Origin of the sequence: Thiobacillus sp. SCUT-2, assembly GCF_035621355.1 — a bacterium.
Lineage (GTDB): Bacteria > Pseudomonadota > Gammaproteobacteria > Burkholderiales > Thiobacillaceae > Thiobacillus > Thiobacillus sedimenti.
The window spans coordinates 2092515-2111459 of the sequence record NZ_CP141769.1; the positions used below are offsets into that span (position 1 = coordinate 2092515).

Genomic DNA, 18945 nt, shown 5'->3' on the forward strand with positions numbered 1-18945 from the left:
CCAATCAGCCAATTCTCTGCAACATGAGCTGATGGTCGCTCATCGTCTTTGACCCGAGCGCCCTGCGCACGAATAGCGGGGCGATTCGGGAAACCCAGCGCCCCGTCACGACGCGCAGCAGTCGCTCGTTGATCCGCTGCGCCGACAGGATGTGAATTCCATTGGCACTGGAAAAATGAAGGCCCATCTTCTCGGCCAGCGTTTCCAGGGTCCGATGCTTGAAGAAGCCGATGTGCTGACCTGTCGCGAAGGTGTAATACCACCAGGCGTCGGGCCGTGGGGGGTCGCCTTCATAAAGCTCGGTCGTGAAGATCAGAGTGCGTGCGCCAGAAAGTTTCAGTGTCTCGGCGACAAATGCGACGGGATCGGTCAAGTGCTCAAATACTTCGATCGCGGTAACCGCGTTGCACGGACCGTCCTCCTGCCTATATTCAAACCCTGGCACGAGGACATTGCTGCAGTACTTGTCGGCCCAATAAAAATCGAAACCGAAGTCGCGCATGAGACGGGTCAGCATGCCATAGCCGCCGGCGGCGTCCAGGTAACGCCCCTGCCCCCGCTCTCCCAAGGCCAAGTAAAGCACCCCGGCTAGCTTGCACGCGACGGCGAAATTTCTCGCCACCAGCCCTGTGTCGGCCGCAGCAATAGCGCTTGAGTATGCCTCCTCCAGCCAATGCGGATCGCGCGCGCGCAGGAACCCGCATGCGCCGCATACTTCGTAATCGGCTTGGTATTTGCCGAGGACTTCTGCCGAAAAGCAGTGCGTCATCGAACCAGAGCAAACCGGGCAGCCGCCGTCCACCTTCAAATAGTCTCCGACTGTCACCTGAAAAACCCGGCAAGTTTGTTTCGCAGCCGCCTTGCCAGTGGCACGCGAAAACATTTCTTTTCGCTGAAAGCGTCAGCTTGCGTGTTTCTGATCATTCCGACCGGATGCTTCAGGGGAAAATCGAGCGGAAAGGTCTGGAGATTCGCCAGCTCGCTGACGCCGGTCGTGTGCGTTGCGTTTGCGTCGAATCCAATATTGGAGATCAGGTTTGTGGCCGGCAGGATAGTCGACCTGCCCTCCCGCCAGTTGGCATACACCCATTGGTAATCCCACGTATCGATTCCGCCCTGATAGACACGTTCAAAGACCTTGCGCCAGAACCTTGCCTCCCGCGTGTTCCCCAGCATGTCGGGCAGCCACCCCTCGTCCCGGACGCGCGGCCACGTCGCCATGGCCACATCGTAGCTGCCGGCCCATCGGTCACGCCAGGTAGCCCACCCCCAGATATGGACGTACTTGGAGAAGTAGTAGCTGTCGTCGTTGCGGCGGCGACCGAACTGGAAATTATCGCCGCTGATCATCCCCACGCGCTGGTCGTGCCGATAGCGCTCAAGCAGCTCCTGGCAGTACCTGAAGAACGTCGGGTCTGGCAAGCAATCGTCTTCGAGAATGATCGCTTCCTCGACCTGCTCGAACACCCAGTCGATCCCGCTGGAGACGCGCCGCTTGCACCCCAGGTTCACGTCCGAGAAATTCGTCAGGACCTCGCAATCCCAATCCACCCGTTCGATGATCGACCGGGTTGCAGCGCATTTCTCCGCCTCCCCTCTTCGGTTCTCGCGCGGCCCGTCTGCCACGACGAGAAGCTTGGGCGGTCTCGCCTTTGCGATTTCGGCGAAGACGCGCTCGGCCGTGTCAGGGCGATTGAAGATAATGAAGGCAACGGGCGTCTGTAGCTTCCAGTCAGACATTCAAGGTCTTCCGGAAATAGGCAACGGTTTCCTTCAGTCCATCTTCCAGGGAAACCTTCGGCTCCCAGCCGAGATTCTCTCGCGCAAGGCTGATATCCGGCTGTCGCTGCTTGGGGTCGTCCGTCGGGAGCGGATGGAAAGCGAGTTTCGACTTGCTGCCCGTCAATCTCAGCACGCGCTCGGCAAGCTCGAGCATCGTGAACTCGCCAGGGTTTCCCATGTTGACCGGCCCGGTAAAGCCGTCGTCGCTGTTCATCATGCGGACGAAACCTTCGATCATGTCGTCGACATAACAGAAGGAGCGGGTCTGCTGGCCGTCGCCGTAGATCGTGATGTCTTCTCCCTTCAGCGCCTGAACGATGAAGTTGCTGACCACGCGTCCGTCGTTAGGATGCATCCGGGGGCCATAAGTATTGAATATCCGCACGACCTTGATATCCAGTCCGTGCTGCCGGTAGTAGTCAAAGAACAGCGTCTCGGCACAACGCTTTCCTTCGTCATAACACGCCCGTGGTCCGATCGGATTCACCCGCCCCCAGTAGCTTTCCTGCTGCGGATGTATTTCGGGATCGCCATATACTTCGCTCGTCGAGGCCTGAAAAATCCGCGCCTTCACGCGCTTCGCGAGTCCGAGCATGTTGATCGCACCGTGGACACTGGTCTTGGTCGTCTGCACGGGGTCGAACTGATAATGGATCGGGCTCGCAGGACACGCCAGGTTGAAGATCCGGTCGACCTCGACGTACAAGGGAAAGGTGACGTCATGCCGCATCAGCTCGAAGTAGGGCTCCCCGATCAAATGCGCGATGTTCTGTTTGCTGCCGGTGAAGAAATTGTCGACACATAGAACGTCGGCGCCATCCTTGATGAGCCGATCGCACAGGTGCGAGCCCAAGAACCCACCACCACCAGTGACCAGAGTTTTTATCACGGAATTTATTCCTCAAGAGTGTTCGAAATTGATCATTACGGGCACCGGCAAGGCTCGCCTTCCGCCCGCCGCAGAGCAAGAACGCGAGAAAGGGATAGAGCCCTGCCGACGATATCTGGCCTCTCACGTCCTCTCATGAGGCGTCATTTTCAGGCGCCATATCCCCCAAACGAGCCGCGAGCTGCATCGCCTTCTCGATGCAGATATCCATGTTGTAATACTCCCATTCGCCAAACCTTCCGAGCGTGTGGATGCCGACGTTAGTCAAGTAGGCCTTAATCTTCTTGACTGACTCTGAATAGTTTTCATCGAAAACGACGTAGGCATGATCAGAAACATGGAAGTCGACAGCCCTTTTCAAATATCCGAACTGCTTTCCCTCTGCCTCCAGAAGTTCACGAGGCTGGTCACCAACCGCCTCGGTAATCGTATAGCCCAACCTTGGCCGCAAGAAATTCCCGATATGGATATGCCTGTGAAACACCGTGGACGATTCAGGAAAATACGTCCAGGTCGCCTCAACCTCCTCTGACTCCCACAGAACGTTGCTGACCTTGTTGTATCGAAGCAGTCCCGCGGCCGCCTTAACGTCGCTGGGGCTATCTGCAATGAGAAAAGGGATCAAATTCAGGGGGGCCGTACTGATGATTGCGTCAACGCGCCGGTCCCCATTCACCCGCCACCCTCCTCCCGGTGCCTTCTCCAGCTGGCTTACTTCATAGCCGCGAAAAATCTCTAATCCCTCCGCCATCGCATCCAAGAATGCGTTTTGCGTGTTGGCCTCCGGATAATAAAAATATGCATGCGGCATTTCGTCTTTCTCGGAGGAGATCAGCCCATTAAAAAAGTTCTGCTTGTTCGGCTGTGGAAGTTTCCCGTCAACCCAGTCCGGACTCATCATGGAAGGATGCCTGCCCCAAATCTTTGCGTTGTATGGAATGAAATATTCTTCCGCCAGGGAGTCACCGAACTTGATTCGGAACCATTCTTCTAGATTCGCCGCCGGACGGTCACTCGTGGATAAAAAATCCCTCGTCATTCGAAAAGCCAATTCCCGGTCGAATTCTGCAATCTGCCGCATAGAGAATTCGATTGGATAGTCAATCAGGTGGCCTCTGAACGAAATCTTCGCGATTCGCTCGACAGGATGCCAATTCTTTTTTGGCAATACCTGATGGACAAACTCCATGACCTTCGAATTCTTTGAGTTCAGGCAATGCCCACCGGTAACGTGGTAAGGAACACCGTCCACCATCCGGGCGGCCGCGATTCCACCAATGAACTCGTTGCGCTCGTAGATTTCTACTTCATGGTGCCTGGCCAGCATTCTTCCCGCCGCCAAGCCCGACACACCTGCACCGATAATCCCAATTCTCATTCCGCGACCTTTTTGATTAGTCCCTTGAGGGCCCCAGGCAACCGCCGAGATAGCTTACGAAGTCCAGCATCCTTGACATAGCGCATAAGGTCGCGCGCGAACATTAAATAGAATGCGCGCTTGTTCTTGAGGACGGAAAATTGCAGGTCGCAATACGTCAAATCCAACAACTCGTGAGACAGATCATGGTCAGCGATGAACTGCGTCAAGGGAACCTTGTTCCTTCTCCAGCATTCCGCAAGCCACCGATTTGTCTCTTCCCCCACGACTCGGTCATTTTCGATTTTGGATATGTTGGCGGTGCCGAACAAATTGATCCTCGGCCCTTTGTTGAGAATTGCCAACCCAACAAGAAAGTGCTCGAAAATCCCCCAATCGGTAAACCTGTATTTTTTTATTGCGTCGACATTCCGCCCGCTCTGGAAGATCTGGCCATCCATGACCACAAGATCGATCCCTGACCGTAGGGAGGCAGGCACAGCCCGCGCGGCGCCCCAATCCTCAACATCACGATATGTTAGATGAGGATGCGAAATTGCAAAAAAATTATCGGTTCGATTTCTTACGAGTTCCTCAAAGAAATTCGGTTCGAGCAGAATATCGCACGTCGTCCATACAACGATGGTGCGTTCGTCACACTTGGAGGCCTCGCTGACCGCATTCAGCAGAACGTCTGTGAGCGAAAACCTGTACCCGCTGACGGGGCCGCTCGAATAGAAACTGGCGTCAATCGGGTATGCCGAGACCTCTCTTTCCACGAACTTTTCATTGAAGACCGTTACGACCATCCTCCAGTTTTTGTAGGTCTGATTCCGCAGGCTCTCAATAAAGAGCCGCTGGATCTTCTCGTTCTCGGATCCATTGAAATCACGAAAAGTTACCGCTACGAGGATCTTTAGGCCTCTATCTGCTTGCGCCATTTCAGAACACCGAAAAAGTTAAGGCCGCGGAAGAACACGTACAGCAGAGGTCGCGTTCGTTTGAGAATGAGCAGCACAAGAAGCGTCGTTATGGCCTGTGCAGAGAGAGTCGCCAGCGCTGCACCTGCAATGCCATATCGCGGAATTAGAACCAGATTCATCGCGATGTTTATCAAAGCTGCGATCAGCGTCAGTAAAAAAGAGTACCTAGGAAGATTCTCTACGAGCAGCCATTTCGATGTAAGCACCCCAAAAAACACGAACAGTGAGGCCCACATGTGGATGGCGAGCGTCGAGCCAGCTCCGGCAAACGAGATGCCAAAAAGCATCGTGATTATCCGTTCGCTTGTGAAGCTCGTGAACAGCGCAATCGCGATTGCGGTCCATGAAAGCACGGCAGACAACCTCCGCAGCCTTTCCTGGTACAGAGAATCACTAATTCGCCGCGCATTCACAATTGCTGGAAAAAGAGAGTTACAGATTACGACAGGCACAAAGTACCAAGCCTCGGAAAGGCGCACTGCAGCCGAATACAGGCCGACCTCACGCTCCCCAAGCATTTCTTTAATCATAACCTGATCTATTCGCATATAGAGACTGACCGCGATTCCGGACAAAATCAGTGGCCAGCTTGTCCTTAACATCGCCGCGGCTTTTCTTTGATCAAAAAACCTGAAGAGACTCCCGACCTTCTGCTGCCTATAGGCAATCCACAGGGTTACGCCTAGAAAAATCTGGTCAACCAAACTTGTAAGGACGAACCAAAACAGTTCCGCTTGAACCGCGATAAGATAAAGCTTCAAGAAAGATGACGCGGCAAGCTGGGCCAGCTTGCAAATCGATGCATATCGTGAAAGGACCTTAGACTGAAAATAGAAATCTACGGCGTCGAACGCTTGAAACAGGAGCCCAGCCGCGATTATAAGAATATAGAGATTTAGCTGGGCCCCATTCCCGGTGAATCTAAGGGATAGAGCAATCAATGCGAGACTCAGAAGGGCACCAACTGCCTTAAGCCAGAAAGCGGTCCCGACATACGCGCCAGACTCGTTCGGATGGGTAACAAGATCGCGCACCACGACCCCATCTAAGCCCAACTTGGCAATTGCCCCGAACAGCGCCACAAATGCCACCGCGTAGCTGAAAACGCCAAATTCAGCCGGCCCTAAATAGCGGGCCACATAAATTCCGACGAAAAGGCCCGCAACTATGCGCGCAACTTGTTCTGCAAATAACCAGGAGGTATTGGCAAGATAACGTCGAAAGCCTTGGTGGCTCCCCATGCGCGCGCGTTGCTCGCTTAGAAAGGATTTCAGGTTGCGCACAGGTCTCTCAAGAAGCCCGATGCATGCCGTAGATAATGAGGAAAAAGGCGGCTGAAAGGGTGAGCGCCGCTCTTGGGGCTTAGGTTAGGGGTCAATTTTGCGGGCTCACGTTTCGTATCGAAATATCTCGGGAAACACACGCATTATCGTGCGCTCGGGTGTCGTCCACCTCGGCGATCGGTCGTCCGTTCCAAACTCTGAGCGTAGCCGCGCTAGGAAGGGCACCATAACAACGCCTATCGACCGATGGCCAGTCTGATCCTTGCCCCCCGTTACTCGTGATAGTCCATGGCCTTGTAGCCATGCTTCTTGACGAGTTCGTCGCGTTCGGCAGCCTTGAGGTCCTCGCGCACCATCTCGGCAACGAGTTCGTCGAAGCTGATCTTCGGCGTCCAGCCGAGCTTTTCCTTGGCCTTGCTCGGGTCGCCGAGCAGGGTCTCGACTTCGGTGGGACGGAAGTAGCGCGGGTCGACGGCGACGATGCAGCGGCCCTCTCCCCCTGCCCCTCCCCCACTCGCGGGTGAGGGGTGAACAAGGTAGCCCTTCTCGTCGACGCCCTGCCCTTCCCACCGGATGTCCATGCCGAGTTCCCTGGCGGCGGCGTTGACGAAGTCGCGCACGCTGTACTGGACGCCGGTGGCGATGACGAAGTCTTCGGGATGGTCCTGCTGGAGCATGAGCCACTGCATTTCGACGTAGTCACGGGCATGGCCCCAGTCGCGCTTGGCGTCGAGGTTGCCGAGGAAGAGGCAATCCTGTAGCCCGAGCTTGATGCGGGCCAGGGCGCGGGTGATCTTGCGGGTGACGAAGGTTTCGCCGCGGATCGGGCTTTCGTGGTTGAAGAGGATGCCGTTGCAGGCATACATGCCGTAGGCTTCGCGGTAGTTGACGGTGATCCAGTAGGCGTAGAGCTTGGCGACGGCGTACGGGCTGCGCGGGTAGAAGGGGGTGGTCTCCTTCTGGGGGATTTCCTGGACGAGGCCGAAGAGCTCGCTGGTGGAGGCCTGGTAGAAGCGGGTCTGCTTTTCGAGGCCGAGGATGCGGATGGCTTCGAGGATGCGCAGGGCGCCCAAGGCGTCGGAGTTGGCGGTGTATTCGGGTTCTTCGAAGCTGACGGCGACGTGGCTCTGGGCGGCGAGGTTGTAGATCTCGTCGGGCCGGACCTGCTGGATGATGCGGATGAGGCTGGACGAATCAGTGAGGTCGCCGTGGTGCAGGATGAAGCGGCGCGATTTCTCGTGCGGGTCCTGGTACAGGTGGTCGATGCGGTCGGTGTTGAACAGCGAGGTGCGGCGCTTGATGCCGTGCACTTCGTAGCCTTTGCCCAGCAAAAACTCGGCGAGGTAGGCGCCGTCCTGGCCGGTGACGCCGGTGATGAGGGCTTTTTTCATTGGAAAGACCATTAACAAGTAAAAAGTTGCACTGCCTCTTGGCAGAACATTTTCCCGGGCTAAGGGCCAGCCCCCAGTGGGATACATGCGGCACATGGACATCCGTCCATCGGAACTCCATGTTCAGCCTTCGAAGTGCCTAGATTATATCGTCCATCGCATGCAGCCCTCCCTGCACTTTTCCCACCTTGCAGGCGTCGCTGATGTCCCGGTGCCTGAGCCCACGTTCAACTGGCAGGTTTACAATTGCGGGCTCGACAAATATGGGCCGGCGGCGATGCCGTCTTCTCATCGGCCAAACAACCTGAACCCCTGCTTGCGCAGGCGTGAACACCATGTCGGATCATCCGGAACTGCCTCCGCCCACCGAGAACCAGATGGAAAGCCATCTAGAGTTAGAGGAGATTCCACTGTGCCTGCTGTGTCGCTCGCAGGGCACGGTGTTGCATGAAGGACTGACCGATCGTCTCTACGGGGTACCGGGCCAATGGCGGATCCGGCAATGCCAGTCAGACGCGTGCGGCCTCCTGTGGCTCGACCCTCGCCCTACGCCACGGGATATCGGCAAGGCCTACGCCGATTACTTCACCCACGACAGCTCTTCGCACCCCCGGCCACGCACGGATTTCCTTTCGCGCGCCGCCGAGCTTCGCGGGCGCCTCCTGCGCAAGCTGTGGCAATCGAGCTCGGGCCAGAAAAAGGCGCGCCGTGCCGGCGACCTCATGTACCTGGACGACATCAAGCCGGGGCGCCTGCTCGAAATCGGGTGCGGCAACGGTCGCCGTCTCGCGCAATTTCGCGACCGCGGCTGGCGGGCTGAAGGCCAGGAGGTCGATGCCCAGGCAGCACGATACGCGCGCGACCGTCTCGGGCTGACCATCCATGAAGGCCCCGTCACCGACCTCAAGCTTGCAGCCGACTCCTACGACGCGATCGTTCTGAGCCACGTGATCGAGCACGTTCACGATCCCGTCGGGCTGCTTGCGGAGGCGCACCGCCTGCTCAGGCCCGGCGGAGTGCTTTCGGTGACGACCCCCAACGCGCTGGGGCTCGGCCATCGGACGTTTGGCACAAACTGGTATGGACTTGACGCCCCCCGGCACCTTTTCCTCTTCTCGTCACGCACCCTCGCGGCCGTCGCCCGAAAGAGCGGATTCGGCACAGTACGGACGTGGACGACGGCCGCCCATGCAGCTACGTTCTCGACCCCCAGCCTGGCCATCCAGACACACGGCCGTGTCGACATGGCCGCCCGGCCGGACGTCGCCAGGCTGCTGGCCGGCACCGCCTTTCAGTTGTGGGCCCAGCAATACCTGAAATTCGATCCGGACTCGGGCGAAGAATGCGTGCTGCGGGCAACGAAGTGACATTGGCCCCCCCGGCAGACACCGGGCGACTCTGCGCCGTCGTCGTCAGCTACTTTCCCGACGACGGATTGCCGTCGAGGGTTGCCCGGATTGCGGCGCAGGCCGGCAAGGTCTTCTTGGTCGACAACGCCACCACCGGGCCGGCCATCGGCGCGATCGAAGCCGCAGCGCATCAGGCCAACGTCGTGCTTCTGCGCAACGCGAACAACCGCGGCGTGGCCGGCGGACTCAACGCCGGTCTCGACGCAGCCCTGCGCGAGGGGTTCGCATGCGCGATCCTATTCGACCAGAACAGCGACCCGGACCCGGCGCTGGCCTCCACGCTCCTTGCCCTGTGGCGCGATTTGGCGGCATCCGATCGCCCCGCACTGCTGGGCACCAATTACATCGACCGCCACCGCGATCGCCCCGCCCTGCACTGCGCCGATGGGGAGCAAGTCGCCGCACAGACGGCCGTCATCATCTCCGGCACGCTGCTCTCACTCGAAGCCTATAAGGCCATCGGCCCCTTCCGGGAAGAATTCTTCATGGATCTGGTCGACACGGACTTCTGCCATCGCGCGAGGAACCTCGGCTACGGTGTCTACGCTTCCTGCGAGCCCCTGATGCAGCACGCCGTGGGGCATGCCACCTCGCGCAGCATTCTCGGCCATCGGATATGGGTAAGCAATCATCCGGCGTGGCGGCGCTACCTGATGGTTCGCAACAGCCTGATCCTGCAGGCCGAGGCCGGCCAGTCCGGTGCGGGTTGGCTGTTGCGTACTTTCGCGAAGCAGCTCAGGAAAAGCCTTCACGTGCTGCTGTACGAGAAGGATGGGCTCGCCAAGGTACGCGCCATGTGGCGCGGATTCCGCGACGGCATCCGCCGGGACACGCGATGCAAGCCGTGGGAGCCTTCGTGAAGCCGCGCATTCTGCTGGTCGGAAAAACCCGGAGCCTGGTCCAATGGCTCGAGGATGCCCGCGATGGCTTCGAAGACGCCGGCACGGTATCGCGCCTGTTCGCGCTGAACGGCAACACGCCCGTGGCGGCGATGCGCGCGCGCATCGCAAAGCTGCGGGGGCAATCCGCACTCACCGCTTATCTCGCACGCCAGCTCGATGCGGCGTTGGGCACCTTTCCGCCGCAACTCGTGCTGTTCATGTCGGCCTACTGGGCGCAGCCGGCGCTGGCGGACGTCGTGCGCATGCATGGGATCCCGCTGGCGGGCTGGGTCGGCGACCGTTTCGACGCTTCTGCGGGCATCATGGCTAGCCGCCTGGATCGCGTGTACTACACCGACAGCGGATTTCTCGCCGAAGCACGGCAGTTCGGCTTTCCGGACAACGGATGCTATCTTCCGCATGCAGCCAATGCCCGGCTGTTTCGCCCCGGCAATGCGGAACGAACTAACCGCATCGTCTTCGTCGCCGTTCCGACGCAGCACCGGCTTGAGCTTCTGCGGCAGGTCGAAACACCGATCGCCGTCTATGGACGCCGCTGGGGCGCCCTCGGGCCATCGCATCACGAAATTCACGACGGCTGGCTCGCGCGCAAGCGGCTGCCGCGCCTGTATCAGGGAAGCCTGGCCGTGCTCAACATGTGCAACGAACTCAACGTGTTCGAAGGACTCAACCAGCGCAGTTTCGAGCCGGCAGCATGCGGCACCCCCGTTCTGCATGACGCGCTCGCCGATCTCGATCGGTGCTTCGAGCCGGGAAAGGAAGTCCTGGTGTTCCACAACAGTGAAGAACTGCAGGATCTCTGCATGCGCGTCCGGCGAGACCCTGCGCTTGCCCAACGCATCGGTGCCGCTGCGCTGTCCCGGGTGCAGTCCCAGCACACCTGCGCGCATCGCGCAAGAACGATCCTGCGCGATTTCGGACTGACATCATGAAAACGGACGTACTCAAGATTGAAGCAAACCATGCGACGGACGCGCTGGCGGTCCTGCTGACGGCGCTCGCCCTTTTTGCCATTCAGTTGCCCAAATACGGAACCGTTCTCCTGCTGCCGGCCCTTCTGCTCGCCTGGTTCCAGCGGTCCACGTTCCACATCGCGCCCGAGCTGAAGCGTATCGCGGTGCTGTTCGCCCTGTATGTCGCCGCGTTCTCGGTGATCTCGACCGACCCCTCCCGTTCGGCCAAGGGCGCCTACGACATCCTGCGGGGGGTGCTCGTCTTTCTTCCCGCACTCTGGCTCGGCACCCGGCTGAGCAGCGGCACTCCGCAAACACCCGCCTTGCTCGTCGGCCTCGCGTTCAGCGTGGTCAATTTCGCATTCCCGGTATTTGACGGCAGCCAGGCGTTCTACGGCTACTACGACAACCCGAACAACGTTGCCGTCGCCCTCACCGCCCACCTGTTTCTGGTAGCCATGCTTTTCCCCTCGCGGATGGCGTCCCACCGGGCGTGGCGCCTGCTCGCCTTCGCCATTGCCTTCGGCAGTCTGCTCGTTCTGCTCGTGCTGGCGAATTCGCGCGGTTCATGGCTCGGCGTCGCGGCCGCGTTTTCCTGGATCGTTCTGCTGCAGGCACACATCGGCCGACGCACCCGGATCGCGCTGGTGCTCGCCGCCGGCGCGGCCGTTCTGGTCCTCATATCTGCAGTCGACGTCAAGGGGTTCGGCTACGGGACGGTGGGGGCGCGCCTGGTGATCTGGAAGGGGCTCTGGTCGCTGACGGTGGCCCATCACCCCTGGTTCGGCTATGGCATCAACTACGTGAAGGATCTGCTCGTCGCGTCGGGGCTCCCTACGCTGACCGCACACAACGTCGTCCTCGAAATCTTCGTCTCGACCGGCGTCGTAGGCTTGACGGCGTTTCTCGCCATCGCCTACCGCCTGGCTGCCTTTCTTTTTCGACAGAACTATGCGCGCGGGCCGGTGCTGTATGCCGGAATCGGCGGGCTGACCGCGTTCCTGGTCATGGGCCAGTTCGACCTGAAGTTCGCCAGCTTCAAGTTCATCGCGATGGTCTCGTGCTTCCTCGGCCTGATCTACTCCCAAAGGCTTCCCCCGGCGGACGCGAATCGCGGTTCCTGACCGGGGTCACCCGCCCAGCAACGACAAGGGATCGACCTGGTCGGCCGGCTTCTCGGCGTCGGCCTCGATATGGATGCGATGCCATATCGCAAAGTTGAGCATCGCCCACAGCGCGGTGCTGTGCTTCGCACCCTGCTGCTGGGCGAGCAGCAGCCTGCGCACTTCCACCGGCTCGAACCAGGCGCGGATGCCCGCCGCGCGGGGCAGCACATCGAGCAGCTTCTGCAGCCGCTCGCCGCGCAGCCAGTCATCCACCGGAACGGTGAAGCCCTTCTTGCGCGACCACAGATGGTCGCGCGGCAGGTAGCGCTCGCCCCACAGGCGCAGGAAGCGCTTGCCGGTGCGCCCTTCGATCTTGCAGGCGTCCGGCAGCCCGAGTCCGAATTCGACGACGCGATGGTCGAGGAACGGCACGCGGCCCTCGATCCCCCACGCCATCAGCATGCGGTCGGCCTTGACGAGCAGGTCGTCCGGCAGCCAGGTCCCGATGTCGACGTACTGCATGCGCTGCAGGCGCGACCAGGTTTCCGGCGTGCGCTGCCAGGCGTCGCGGAATGGCTCCCGCCAGCGCGTCACGGCCTGCGCGAGTGGCGACTGGAACACCGCCGAGGGCACGCGATCGAAAATGCCGCGGGTGCGGAAGCCGCCGCTGCCGGGCGCGCGCAGTGCGGCCAGGGTGCGTCGGAGCCACGGCGCGCGGTAGCGCCCGTAGCCGGCGAAGACCTCGTCGCCCCCCTCGCCCGAGAACACGACCTTCAGTTCCCGGCCGGCGTGCTCGGCGAGCATCGACACCGGCAGATTCGCATAGTCGGCAGTCAGATCGTCCGCGGCCCACACGCTGCGCGGCAGGCAGTTGAGCATGGCGTCGGCGCTGACCTCGAACACGCTGTGGCGGGTATGGAACTGCTCGGCGATGCGACGCGCGGCGTCGAGCTCGTTGTGCACCGAGCTGCCGGGAAAGCCGACCGAGAAGGTGCGCAGCGGCTCCGCGACCCGCTGCGCCAGGAGCGCCGCCAGCAGCGAGGAGTCGACCCCGCCGGAAAGAAACAGCCCGAGCGGCACGTCGGCGCGCATGTGGATATCCATGACGTCGCGCATCAGGACATCGAAGCGCTCGAGCGCGTCGTCGAGCTTCACGTCGAGCGGCGCGACCTGAAGCGGCGACCAGTAGGCATGCAGTTCGATTTTCAGCGTGCGCGTGTCGACGCGCGCGAGATGGCCGGGCAGCAGTTTCGCCACGCCCGCGACCAGGGTCCGCGGTCCGGTCGTGAAGTTGCTCTGCAGGAACTGCGCAAGCCCGTCCGGATCGACCGCAGGTTTGCGCAGCCAGGGCCGCAACGCCTTGATCTCGGAAGCGAACGCCAGCCCGCGCCCGTCGTGGCAGTAAACCAGCGGCTTGATGCCGAGGCGGTCGCGCGCCAGGATCACTTCGCCGCGGCGTGCGTCGTGCAGCGCGAAGGCGAACATCCCCTGCAGGCGATCGAGGCAGGCGGTCCCCCAGGCTTCGTAGCCATGCAGGATCGTCTCGCAGTCCGAATGCGTGGCGAAGCGGTGGCCGAGCGCTTCGAGCTCGGCGCGCAGTTCCCGGTAGTTGTAGATTTCGCCGTTGGCGACGAGCGCGAGGCTGCGATCCTCGTTGTATAGCGGCTGCGCGCCGCCTTCGAGGTCGATGATGGCGAGTCGCGTATGCACCAGCCCGACGTTGCCGGCGACGTGTCGCCCCTGGCCGTCCGGCCCGCGGTGCGCGAGGCGCCGGGCCATGCCGTCGAGCAGCTCGGGCTCGACCGCATCGACCGTCACGACGCCCGCGATGCCGCACATGGCCTAGGGTCCCTCGCGCCGGTTTTGTTTGCCGCAGGAACGGTGCGCGTCAGCGGGACGCGACGGCGGACGCGAATGCATCGATCACCGGCTGGATCAGGGCGCGCTTGAGCTTCAGCGCGGCCTGGTTCACCACCAGGCGCGAGCTGATGTCGCTGATGTGTTCCACTGCAACGAGGCCGTTCGCCTTGAGCGTGCCGCCGGTCGAGACGAGGTCGACGATGACGTCAGACAACCCGACGAGCGGCGCGAGTTCCATCGAACCGTACAGCTTGATGAGGTCGATGTGCACGCCCTTGCTGGCGAAATGGTCGCGCGCCGCATTGACGTACTTGGTGGCGACGCGGATGCGCGCGCCCTGCTTCACCGTTCCCGCATAGTCGTACCCTTCGCGCACCGCGACCATCATGCGGCACTTGGCGATCTGCAGGTCGAGCGGCTGGTAGAGGCCACTGCCGCCATGCTCGTTGAGCACATCCTTGCCGGCGATGCCGAGGTCGGCGGCGCCGTATTGCACATAGGTCGGCACGTCGCTCGCGCGCACGATGATGAGGCGCACGTCGTCGCGGTTCGTGCCGATGATGAGCTTGCGCGAGGACTCCGGATTCTCGGTCGGCGTGATGCCGGCCGCCGCCAGCAGCGGCAGCGTTTCCTCGAAGATGCGGCCCTTGGAGAGGGCGAGCGTGATGCCGGTGGTGCTCATGGTTATCGCGATTTCCTAATTCACAGGCGCTGACAACAATCCGTTCGCGCTGAGCCTGTCGAAGCGCTGCCTGGATCGCAAAGGGGCTTCGACAAGCTCAGCCCGAACGGCTTTGAGGCGTTCGGCAGGACCGGTCCTGAGCGAATCGAAGGGCGCAGCCCGAACGGTTGCCAGGATGCCCATTCAATGCACCCGCTTGATCCGCGCGCCCAGCTGGGTGAGCTTCTCCTCGATGCGCTCGTAGCCGCGGTCGAGGTGGTAGATGCGCTCGATGGTGGTCTCGCCCGCCGCGACCAGCCCGGCGAGCACCAGGCAGGCCGAGGCGCGCAGGTCGGTCGCCATGACGGTGGCGCCGTCGAGGCGCGGGACCCCGCGCACCAGTGCGGTATGCCCGGACACCTCGATGTTGGCGCCGAGCCGGCGCAGTTCCTGCACGTGCATGAAGCGGTTCTCGAAGATCGTCTCGGTGACACTGGCCGCGCCCTCGGCGACGGTGTTGAGCGCCATGAACTGCGCCTGCATGTCGGTCGGGAAAGCCGGGTGCGGCGCGGTGCGCACATCGACCGCCTGCAGCTTGCCGTCCGATTCGATCTCGATCCAGTCATCGCCCACGCTCACCCGGGCGCCCGCCTCGCGCAGCTTGGCGATCACCGCATCGAGCGTGTCGGGCTGCGTATGTGTCGTGCGCACGCGGCCGCCGGTCATCGCGGCGGCGACGAGGAAGGTGCCGGTCTCGATGCGGTCGGCCATCACCGAATAGTCGGCGCCGTGCAGCCGGTCGACGCCGTGGACGGTGATGACGTCGCTGCCCGCGCCCTCGATCTTCGCCCCCATGGCAATCAGGCAGCGCGCCAGGTCGACGACCTCGGGCTCGCGCGCGGCGTTCTCCAGCACGGTCGTGCCTTCGGCCAGCGCGGCGGCCATCATCAGGTTCTCGGTGCCGGTCACGGTCACCACGTCCATCATGATGCGCGCGCCCTTGAGGCGCTTGCAGCGCGCGTGGATGTAGCCGTGCTCGATGGCGATGTCGGCACCCATCGCCTGCAGGCCCTTGATGTGCAGGTCGACCGGGCGCGAGCCGATCGCGCAGCCGCCCGGCAGGGAGACGCGCGCCTCGCCGAAGCGTGCCAGCGTCGGCCCCAGCACGAGGATCGCGGCGCGCATGGTCTTCACCATCTCGTAGGGCGCTTCCTTGTGCGGAATCGATTCGCCGGAGAGCGTGACCTGGTTGCGGTCGTCGAGCGTGACGCGCACGCCCATGTGGCCGAGCAGCGCCAGCATCGTGCTGATGTCCTTGAGGTGCGGCACGTTGCCGAGCTTCAGCGGTTCGGCGGTGAGCAGGCTCGCCGTCAGGATCGGCAGCGCGGCATTCTTGGCGCCCGAAATGCGGACGTCGCCGGCAAGCGGGTTGCCGCCGTGGATGAGCAGGGAATCCATGAAGGCCTAGCGCTTGGCCCAGTCGTCGGGCGTATAGGTCTTCATCGACAGCGCGTGGATCTGCGCATGCATGCGGGTACCGAGCGCGTCGTAGACCAGGCGGTGCTGCTGGATCATGTTCTTGCCGGTGAAGGCGGCGCTGACGATCACCGCCTGGAAATGCTGGCCGTCGCCGTCCAGTTCGATGTAGTCGCAGGGCAGCTTCTCGGTGATCCAGCCTTTGATGTCGTCGGGGGTAACCATGGGTTCGTTGCCTCGCTTGATTCGATGCGCCCCCATGAGCCGGGAGGCGCTAGTGCCTGAGTTTGTAGCCGCTTCGCAGAAGCGCCAGAGTGAGGGCGGATATTGCCACAAAGCAGGCCCCGGCGACCAGCAGGCCGAGCCCGGGGTCGGTATCGGACTGGCCGACGAAGGCATAGCGGAAGCCGTCGATCAGGTAGAACACGGGATTCACGCGCGACACGGCCTGCCAGAACGGCGGCAGCGAATGGATCGAGTAGAAGACCCCGGAGAGGAAGGTCAGCGGCAGGATCAGGAAGTTCTGGAAGGCCGCCAGCTGGTCGTATTTCTCCGCCCAGATGCCGGCGATGATGCCGACCGCTGCCATGATCGCGCAGGCCAGCAGCGCATACGCCAGCATCCAGAGCGGATGCGGCAGCTGGAACGGCGCGTACCACAGCGTCACCGCCCACACGCCGAGGCCCACAATCAGGCCGCGGATCACCGCCGCGCCTAGGTAGGCGAGGAAGAACTCCAGGTAGGACAGCGGCGGCAGCAGCACGAAGACGATGTTGCCCTGCATCTTCGACTGGATGAGGCTGGACGAGCTGTTCGAGAACGCGTTCTGCAGCATGCTCATCATGACCAGGCCCGGCACCAGGAAGCTGGTGTAGGACACGCCGGGATAGACCTGGACGTGCGCCTCCAGCACGTGCGAGAAGATCAGCAGGTAGAGCAGCGCCGTCACCACCGGGGCGACGACGGTCTGCACCACCACCTTCCAGAAGCGCAGCAGCTCCTTGTGGAACAGCGCCGATAACCCGCTCATGTCCGTTTCATGATGTCGGTGAAGACATCCTCCAGATCCGGCTCCTGCAGGTGCATCTCGAGCACGCGGATGCCGCCGCCGCGCAGGTCGGCGAGCAGCGCCTCGAGCTCGGCGTAGTCGCCGAAATTGATTCGCCAGCAGCCGTCGGCGTCACGCGCGAGGCGCCCCTGCCAGGCGGCCGGGATGCTTTCGGCATCGAGCCGCAGCTGCGCGCAGTGCTCGTTGGTCAGCTGCAGCAGGTTGCGCGTCGTATCGCAGGCGACGATGCGGCCGCTCTTCAGCATCGCGATGCGGCCGCACAGGGCCTCGGCCTCCTCGAGGTAGTGCGTGGTCAGCAGGACGGTGTGCCCCTCACCGTTGAGGCGGCTGATGAATTCCCACAGCGAACGGCGCAGGTCGACGTCGACGCCGGCGGTCGGCTCGTCGAGCACGATGACCGGCGGCTTGTGCACCAGCGCCTGCGCCACCAGCAGGCGGCGCTTCATGCCGCCGGACAGGCTCTGCGTGTTCTTGTCAGCGTGCCGGGCCAGGTCGAGGTGATGCATGATCTCGTCGATCCAGGCCTCGTTGTGCCTGAGACCGAAATAGCCGGACTGGATGCGCAGCGTCTCGCGCACGTTGAAGAAGGGATCGTAGACGAGTTCCTGCGGCACCACGCCGAGCGCGCGGCGCGCCTGGCGGTAGTCGCGCACCACGTCGTGCCCCATGACCGCGGCCTGCCCCGCGTCGGCGCGCGTCAGCCCGGCGAGGATGGAAATGAGCGTCGTCTTGCCGGCGCCGTTGGGCCCGAGGAGGCCGAAGAACTCGCCTTGCCGTATATCGAGCGAGACGCCGTCGAGCGCCTGGGTGGTGCGGAAGCGCTTGCGCAGGTCGCCGATGTGAATCGCGGGCGTCGCCTCGCTCATGCCGGCAACAGGTCGGCCACGCCGTAGAGTTCGGCGAGCGTGGTGAAGCTCGGCGGCAGGCCGGTGCAGCTCAGCGTGCGGCCGGCCTGGCTTGCCTGTCGCATGGCACTGAAGATCAGCGCCAGCGCCGCCGAGTCGACGGCCTCCACCGCGCCGAAGTCGAGCGTCGACACGCCCTTCGCGAGGTGGGGCTGAAGCGCCCGCAGCAGGTTCCCGACGCTGTCGACCGTCACCGCGCCGGCGATGCGGCAGGTCGCTTCGTCACACGCGATCACGAGCCGGAGCGGGCCGCCGGCGCGGGGGCCACATGAGCAGACTTGTCCGCCAGCGTCTTGATCAGGCCGTCGATGCCGCTCTGGCGGATGGTGGCGGCGAACGAGGTGCGATAGTTGGTGACCAGGCTGACGCCGTCGATGGTGACGTCGTAGACCTTCCAGCCGAAGCTGGTCTGGTACATGCTGTAATCGATCGGAATCGGCTGCCCGCCCGGCTGGATGATCTGGGAGCGCACCGTCACGTCCGTGTCGCCCGGCTTCATCGCCAGGGGCTTGAATTCGACGCTCTGGTTGGTGAACGCCGTCAGCGAGGCGGAGTAGGTCCGCACCAGCAGGTTGCGGAACTCGGTGACGAGCGCCTGCTTCTGCTTGGCGGTCGCGCGCGGCCAGTGCTTGCCGACCGCCAGCTGCGTCATGCGGTTGAAGTCGAAATTCGGCAGGATCTTGGCCTCCACGAGCTGGTAGACCTTGCTCATGTCGCCGCCGCGGATGTCCTTGTCCTTCTTGAGGATGGCAAGCACCTCCTGCGTGGTGGTCCGCGCCAGCACATCGGGCGGCGTGTCCGCCGCCTGCGCCGGGGCCGCGGCGACGCCCAGCATCGCAAGTAGCAGAAGAAGGATACGCAACATAACTGGATTCCTGTCTGAAAGAAGGGAGGTGCGGGGCCCGCGGCCAGCGGGCAG

The 18945-nt window shown here is 62.1% G+C and carries 19 protein-coding genes; 4 read left to right on the top strand and 15 right to left on the bottom strand.

Going from position 1 to position 18945, the window contains the following annotated elements; genetic code table 11:
- Positions 1–4 precede the first annotated feature (4 nt).
- From VA613_RS10360 to gmd, 7 genes are all read right to left on the bottom strand, one after another.
- Positions 5–802, bottom strand: a complete 798-nt coding sequence (locus VA613_RS10360; protein ID WP_324781237.1) for a class I SAM-dependent methyltransferase — start codon at positions 800–802, stop codon at positions 5–7.
- 20 nt (positions 803–822) lie between these two features.
- Entirely contained in the window at positions 823–1740 is a 918-nt protein-coding gene (locus VA613_RS10365) for a glycosyltransferase family 2 protein (RefSeq protein ID WP_324778938.1), read from the bottom strand.
- Complete coding sequence (locus tag VA613_RS10370) at positions 1733–2671, bottom strand: UDP-glucuronic acid decarboxylase family protein (RefSeq protein WP_324778939.1); 939 nt, start codon at positions 2669–2671, stop codon at positions 1733–1735. Before VA613_RS10370 ends, VA613_RS10365 begins: the two co-directional genes overlap by 8 nt.
- A 133-nt stretch (positions 2672–2804) precedes the next feature.
- Positions 2805–4049, bottom strand: coding sequence for a protoporphyrinogen/coproporphyrinogen oxidase (locus VA613_RS10375; protein ID WP_324778940.1), 1245 nt, complete (start codon positions 4047–4049; stop codon positions 2805–2807).
- On the bottom strand, positions 4046–4969 hold the full coding sequence (locus tag VA613_RS10380) for a hypothetical protein (protein ID WP_324778941.1): 924 nt from the start codon (positions 4967–4969) through the stop codon (positions 4046–4048). The genes VA613_RS10375 and VA613_RS10380 overlap by 4 nt, the downstream gene beginning before the upstream one ends.
- A complete protein-coding gene (locus tag VA613_RS10385) occupies positions 4945–6294 on the bottom strand; it encodes a flippase (RefSeq protein ID WP_324778942.1) in 1350 nt (449 codons plus the stop codon). Before VA613_RS10385 ends, VA613_RS10380 begins: the two co-directional genes overlap by 25 nt.
- A 272-nt stretch (positions 6295–6566) precedes the next feature.
- Positions 6567–7685, bottom strand: a complete 1119-nt coding sequence (gene gmd, locus VA613_RS10390) for a GDP-mannose 4,6-dehydratase (protein ID WP_324778943.1) — start codon at positions 7683–7685, stop codon at positions 6567–6569.
- Between the two features lie 335 nt (positions 7686–8020).
- On the opposite strand from gmd, the gene VA613_RS10395 reads away from it, so the two are divergent.
- From VA613_RS10395 to VA613_RS10410, 4 genes are read left to right on the top strand one after another with little or no spacing between them, the layout of a single operon-like run.
- A complete protein-coding gene (locus VA613_RS10395) occupies positions 8021–9052 on the top strand; it encodes a class I SAM-dependent methyltransferase (protein WP_324781238.1) in 1032 nt (343 codons plus the stop codon).
- Positions 9028–9954, top strand: a complete 927-nt coding sequence (locus tag VA613_RS10400) for a glycosyltransferase family protein (protein ID WP_324778944.1) — start codon at positions 9028–9030, stop codon at positions 9952–9954. Before VA613_RS10395 ends, VA613_RS10400 begins: the two co-directional genes overlap by 25 nt.
- Positions 9891–10928, top strand: a complete 1038-nt coding sequence (locus VA613_RS10405) for a CgeB family protein (protein ID WP_324778945.1) — start codon at positions 9891–9893, stop codon at positions 10926–10928. The genes VA613_RS10400 and VA613_RS10405 overlap by 64 nt, the downstream gene beginning before the upstream one ends.
- Positions 10925–12073, top strand: a complete 1149-nt coding sequence (locus tag VA613_RS10410) for an O-antigen ligase family protein (protein ID WP_324778946.1) — start codon at positions 10925–10927, stop codon at positions 12071–12073. Before VA613_RS10405 ends, VA613_RS10410 begins: the two co-directional genes overlap by 4 nt.
- A gap of 6 nt (positions 12074–12079) precedes the next feature.
- Here VA613_RS10410 and asnB read toward each other — a convergent pair whose 3' ends face one another.
- The 8 genes from asnB to VA613_RS10450 all read right to left on the bottom strand — a co-directional run bounded on the left by asnB (position 12080) and on the right by VA613_RS10450 (position 18891).
- A complete protein-coding gene (asnB, locus tag VA613_RS10415; protein WP_324778947.1) occupies positions 12080–13894 on the bottom strand; it encodes an asparagine synthase (glutamine-hydrolyzing) in 1815 nt (604 codons plus the stop codon).
- 49 nt (positions 13895–13943) lie between these two features.
- Positions 13944–14597 carry an ATP phosphoribosyltransferase gene (gene hisG / locus VA613_RS10420; protein WP_324778948.1) on the bottom strand — a complete coding sequence of 218 codons (654 nt, stop codon included), beginning with the start codon at positions 14595–14597 and terminating at the stop codon, positions 13944–13946.
- A 183-nt stretch (positions 14598–14780) separates the two neighbouring features.
- A complete protein-coding gene (gene murA, locus VA613_RS10425) occupies positions 14781–16034 on the bottom strand; it encodes a UDP-N-acetylglucosamine 1-carboxyvinyltransferase (protein WP_324778949.1) in 1254 nt (417 codons plus the stop codon).
- A 6-nt stretch (positions 16035–16040) separates the two neighbouring features.
- On the bottom strand, positions 16041–16277 hold the full coding sequence (locus VA613_RS10430; protein ID WP_324778950.1) for a BolA family protein: 237 nt from the start codon (positions 16275–16277) through the stop codon (positions 16041–16043).
- 49 nt (positions 16278–16326) lie between these two features.
- Positions 16327–17082: an ABC transporter permease gene (locus VA613_RS10435; protein ID WP_324778951.1), complete on the bottom strand. Its 756-nt coding sequence runs from the start codon at positions 17080–17082 to the stop codon at positions 16327–16329.
- On the bottom strand, positions 17079–17987 hold the full coding sequence (locus VA613_RS10440; protein WP_324778952.1) for an ABC transporter ATP-binding protein: 909 nt from the start codon (positions 17985–17987) through the stop codon (positions 17079–17081). Before VA613_RS10440 ends, VA613_RS10435 begins: the two co-directional genes overlap by 4 nt.
- Positions 17984–18262: an STAS domain-containing protein gene (locus VA613_RS10445; protein ID WP_324778953.1), complete on the bottom strand. Its 279-nt coding sequence runs from the start codon at positions 18260–18262 to the stop codon at positions 17984–17986. Before VA613_RS10445 ends, VA613_RS10440 begins: the two co-directional genes overlap by 4 nt.
- Positions 18259–18891, bottom strand: a complete 633-nt coding sequence (locus tag VA613_RS10450; protein WP_324778954.1) for an MlaC/ttg2D family ABC transporter substrate-binding protein — start codon at positions 18889–18891, stop codon at positions 18259–18261. The genes VA613_RS10445 and VA613_RS10450 overlap by 4 nt, the downstream gene beginning before the upstream one ends.
- Positions 18892–18945 lie beyond the last annotated feature (54 nt).

What these genes read in the sequence shown, in the direction of transcription:
- VA613_RS10365 (WP_324778938.1), bottom strand. Translation starts at nt 1,740, where the DNA reads ATGTCTGACTGGAAGCTACAGACGCCCGTTGCCTTCATTATCTTCAAT.
- VA613_RS10375 (WP_324778940.1), bottom strand. Translation starts at nt 4,049, where the DNA reads ATGAGAATTGGGATTATCGGTGCAGGTGTGTCGGGCTTGGCGGCGGGA.
- VA613_RS10380 (WP_324778941.1), bottom strand. Translation starts at nt 4,969, where the DNA reads ATGGCGCAAGCAGATAGAGGCCTAAAGATCCTCGTAGCGGTAACTTTT.
- gmd (WP_324778943.1), bottom strand. Translation starts at nt 7,685, where the DNA reads ATGAAAAAAGCCCTCATCACCGGCGTCACCGGCCAGGACGGCGCCTAC.
- VA613_RS10395 (WP_324781238.1), top strand. Translation starts at nt 8,021, where the DNA reads ATGTCGGATCATCCGGAACTGCCTCCGCCCACCGAGAACCAGATGGAA.
- VA613_RS10400 (WP_324778944.1), top strand. Translation starts at nt 9,028, where the DNA reads ATGCGTGCTGCGGGCAACGAAGTGACATTGGCCCCCCCGGCAGACACC.
- VA613_RS10410 (WP_324778946.1), top strand. Translation starts at nt 10,925, where the DNA reads ATGAAAACGGACGTACTCAAGATTGAAGCAAACCATGCGACGGACGCG.
- asnB (WP_324778947.1), bottom strand. Translation starts at nt 13,894, where the DNA reads ATGTGCGGCATCGCGGGCGTCGTGACGGTCGATGCGGTCGAGCCCGAG.
- hisG (WP_324778948.1), bottom strand. Translation starts at nt 14,597, where the DNA reads ATGAGCACCACCGGCATCACGCTCGCCCTCTCCAAGGGCCGCATCTTC.
- murA (WP_324778949.1), bottom strand. Translation starts at nt 16,034, where the DNA reads ATGGATTCCCTGCTCATCCACGGCGGCAACCCGCTTGCCGGCGACGTC.
- VA613_RS10430 (WP_324778950.1), bottom strand. Translation starts at nt 16,277, where the DNA reads ATGGTTACCCCCGACGACATCAAAGGCTGGATCACCGAGAAGCTGCCC.
- VA613_RS10435 (WP_324778951.1), bottom strand. Translation starts at nt 17,082, where the DNA reads ATGAGCGGGTTATCGGCGCTGTTCCACAAGGAGCTGCTGCGCTTCTGG.
- VA613_RS10440 (WP_324778952.1), bottom strand. Translation starts at nt 17,987, where the DNA reads ATGAGCGAGGCGACGCCCGCGATTCACATCGGCGACCTGCGCAAGCGC.
- VA613_RS10450 (WP_324778954.1), bottom strand. Translation starts at nt 18,891, where the DNA reads ATGTTGCGTATCCTTCTTCTGCTACTTGCGATGCTGGGCGTCGCCGCG.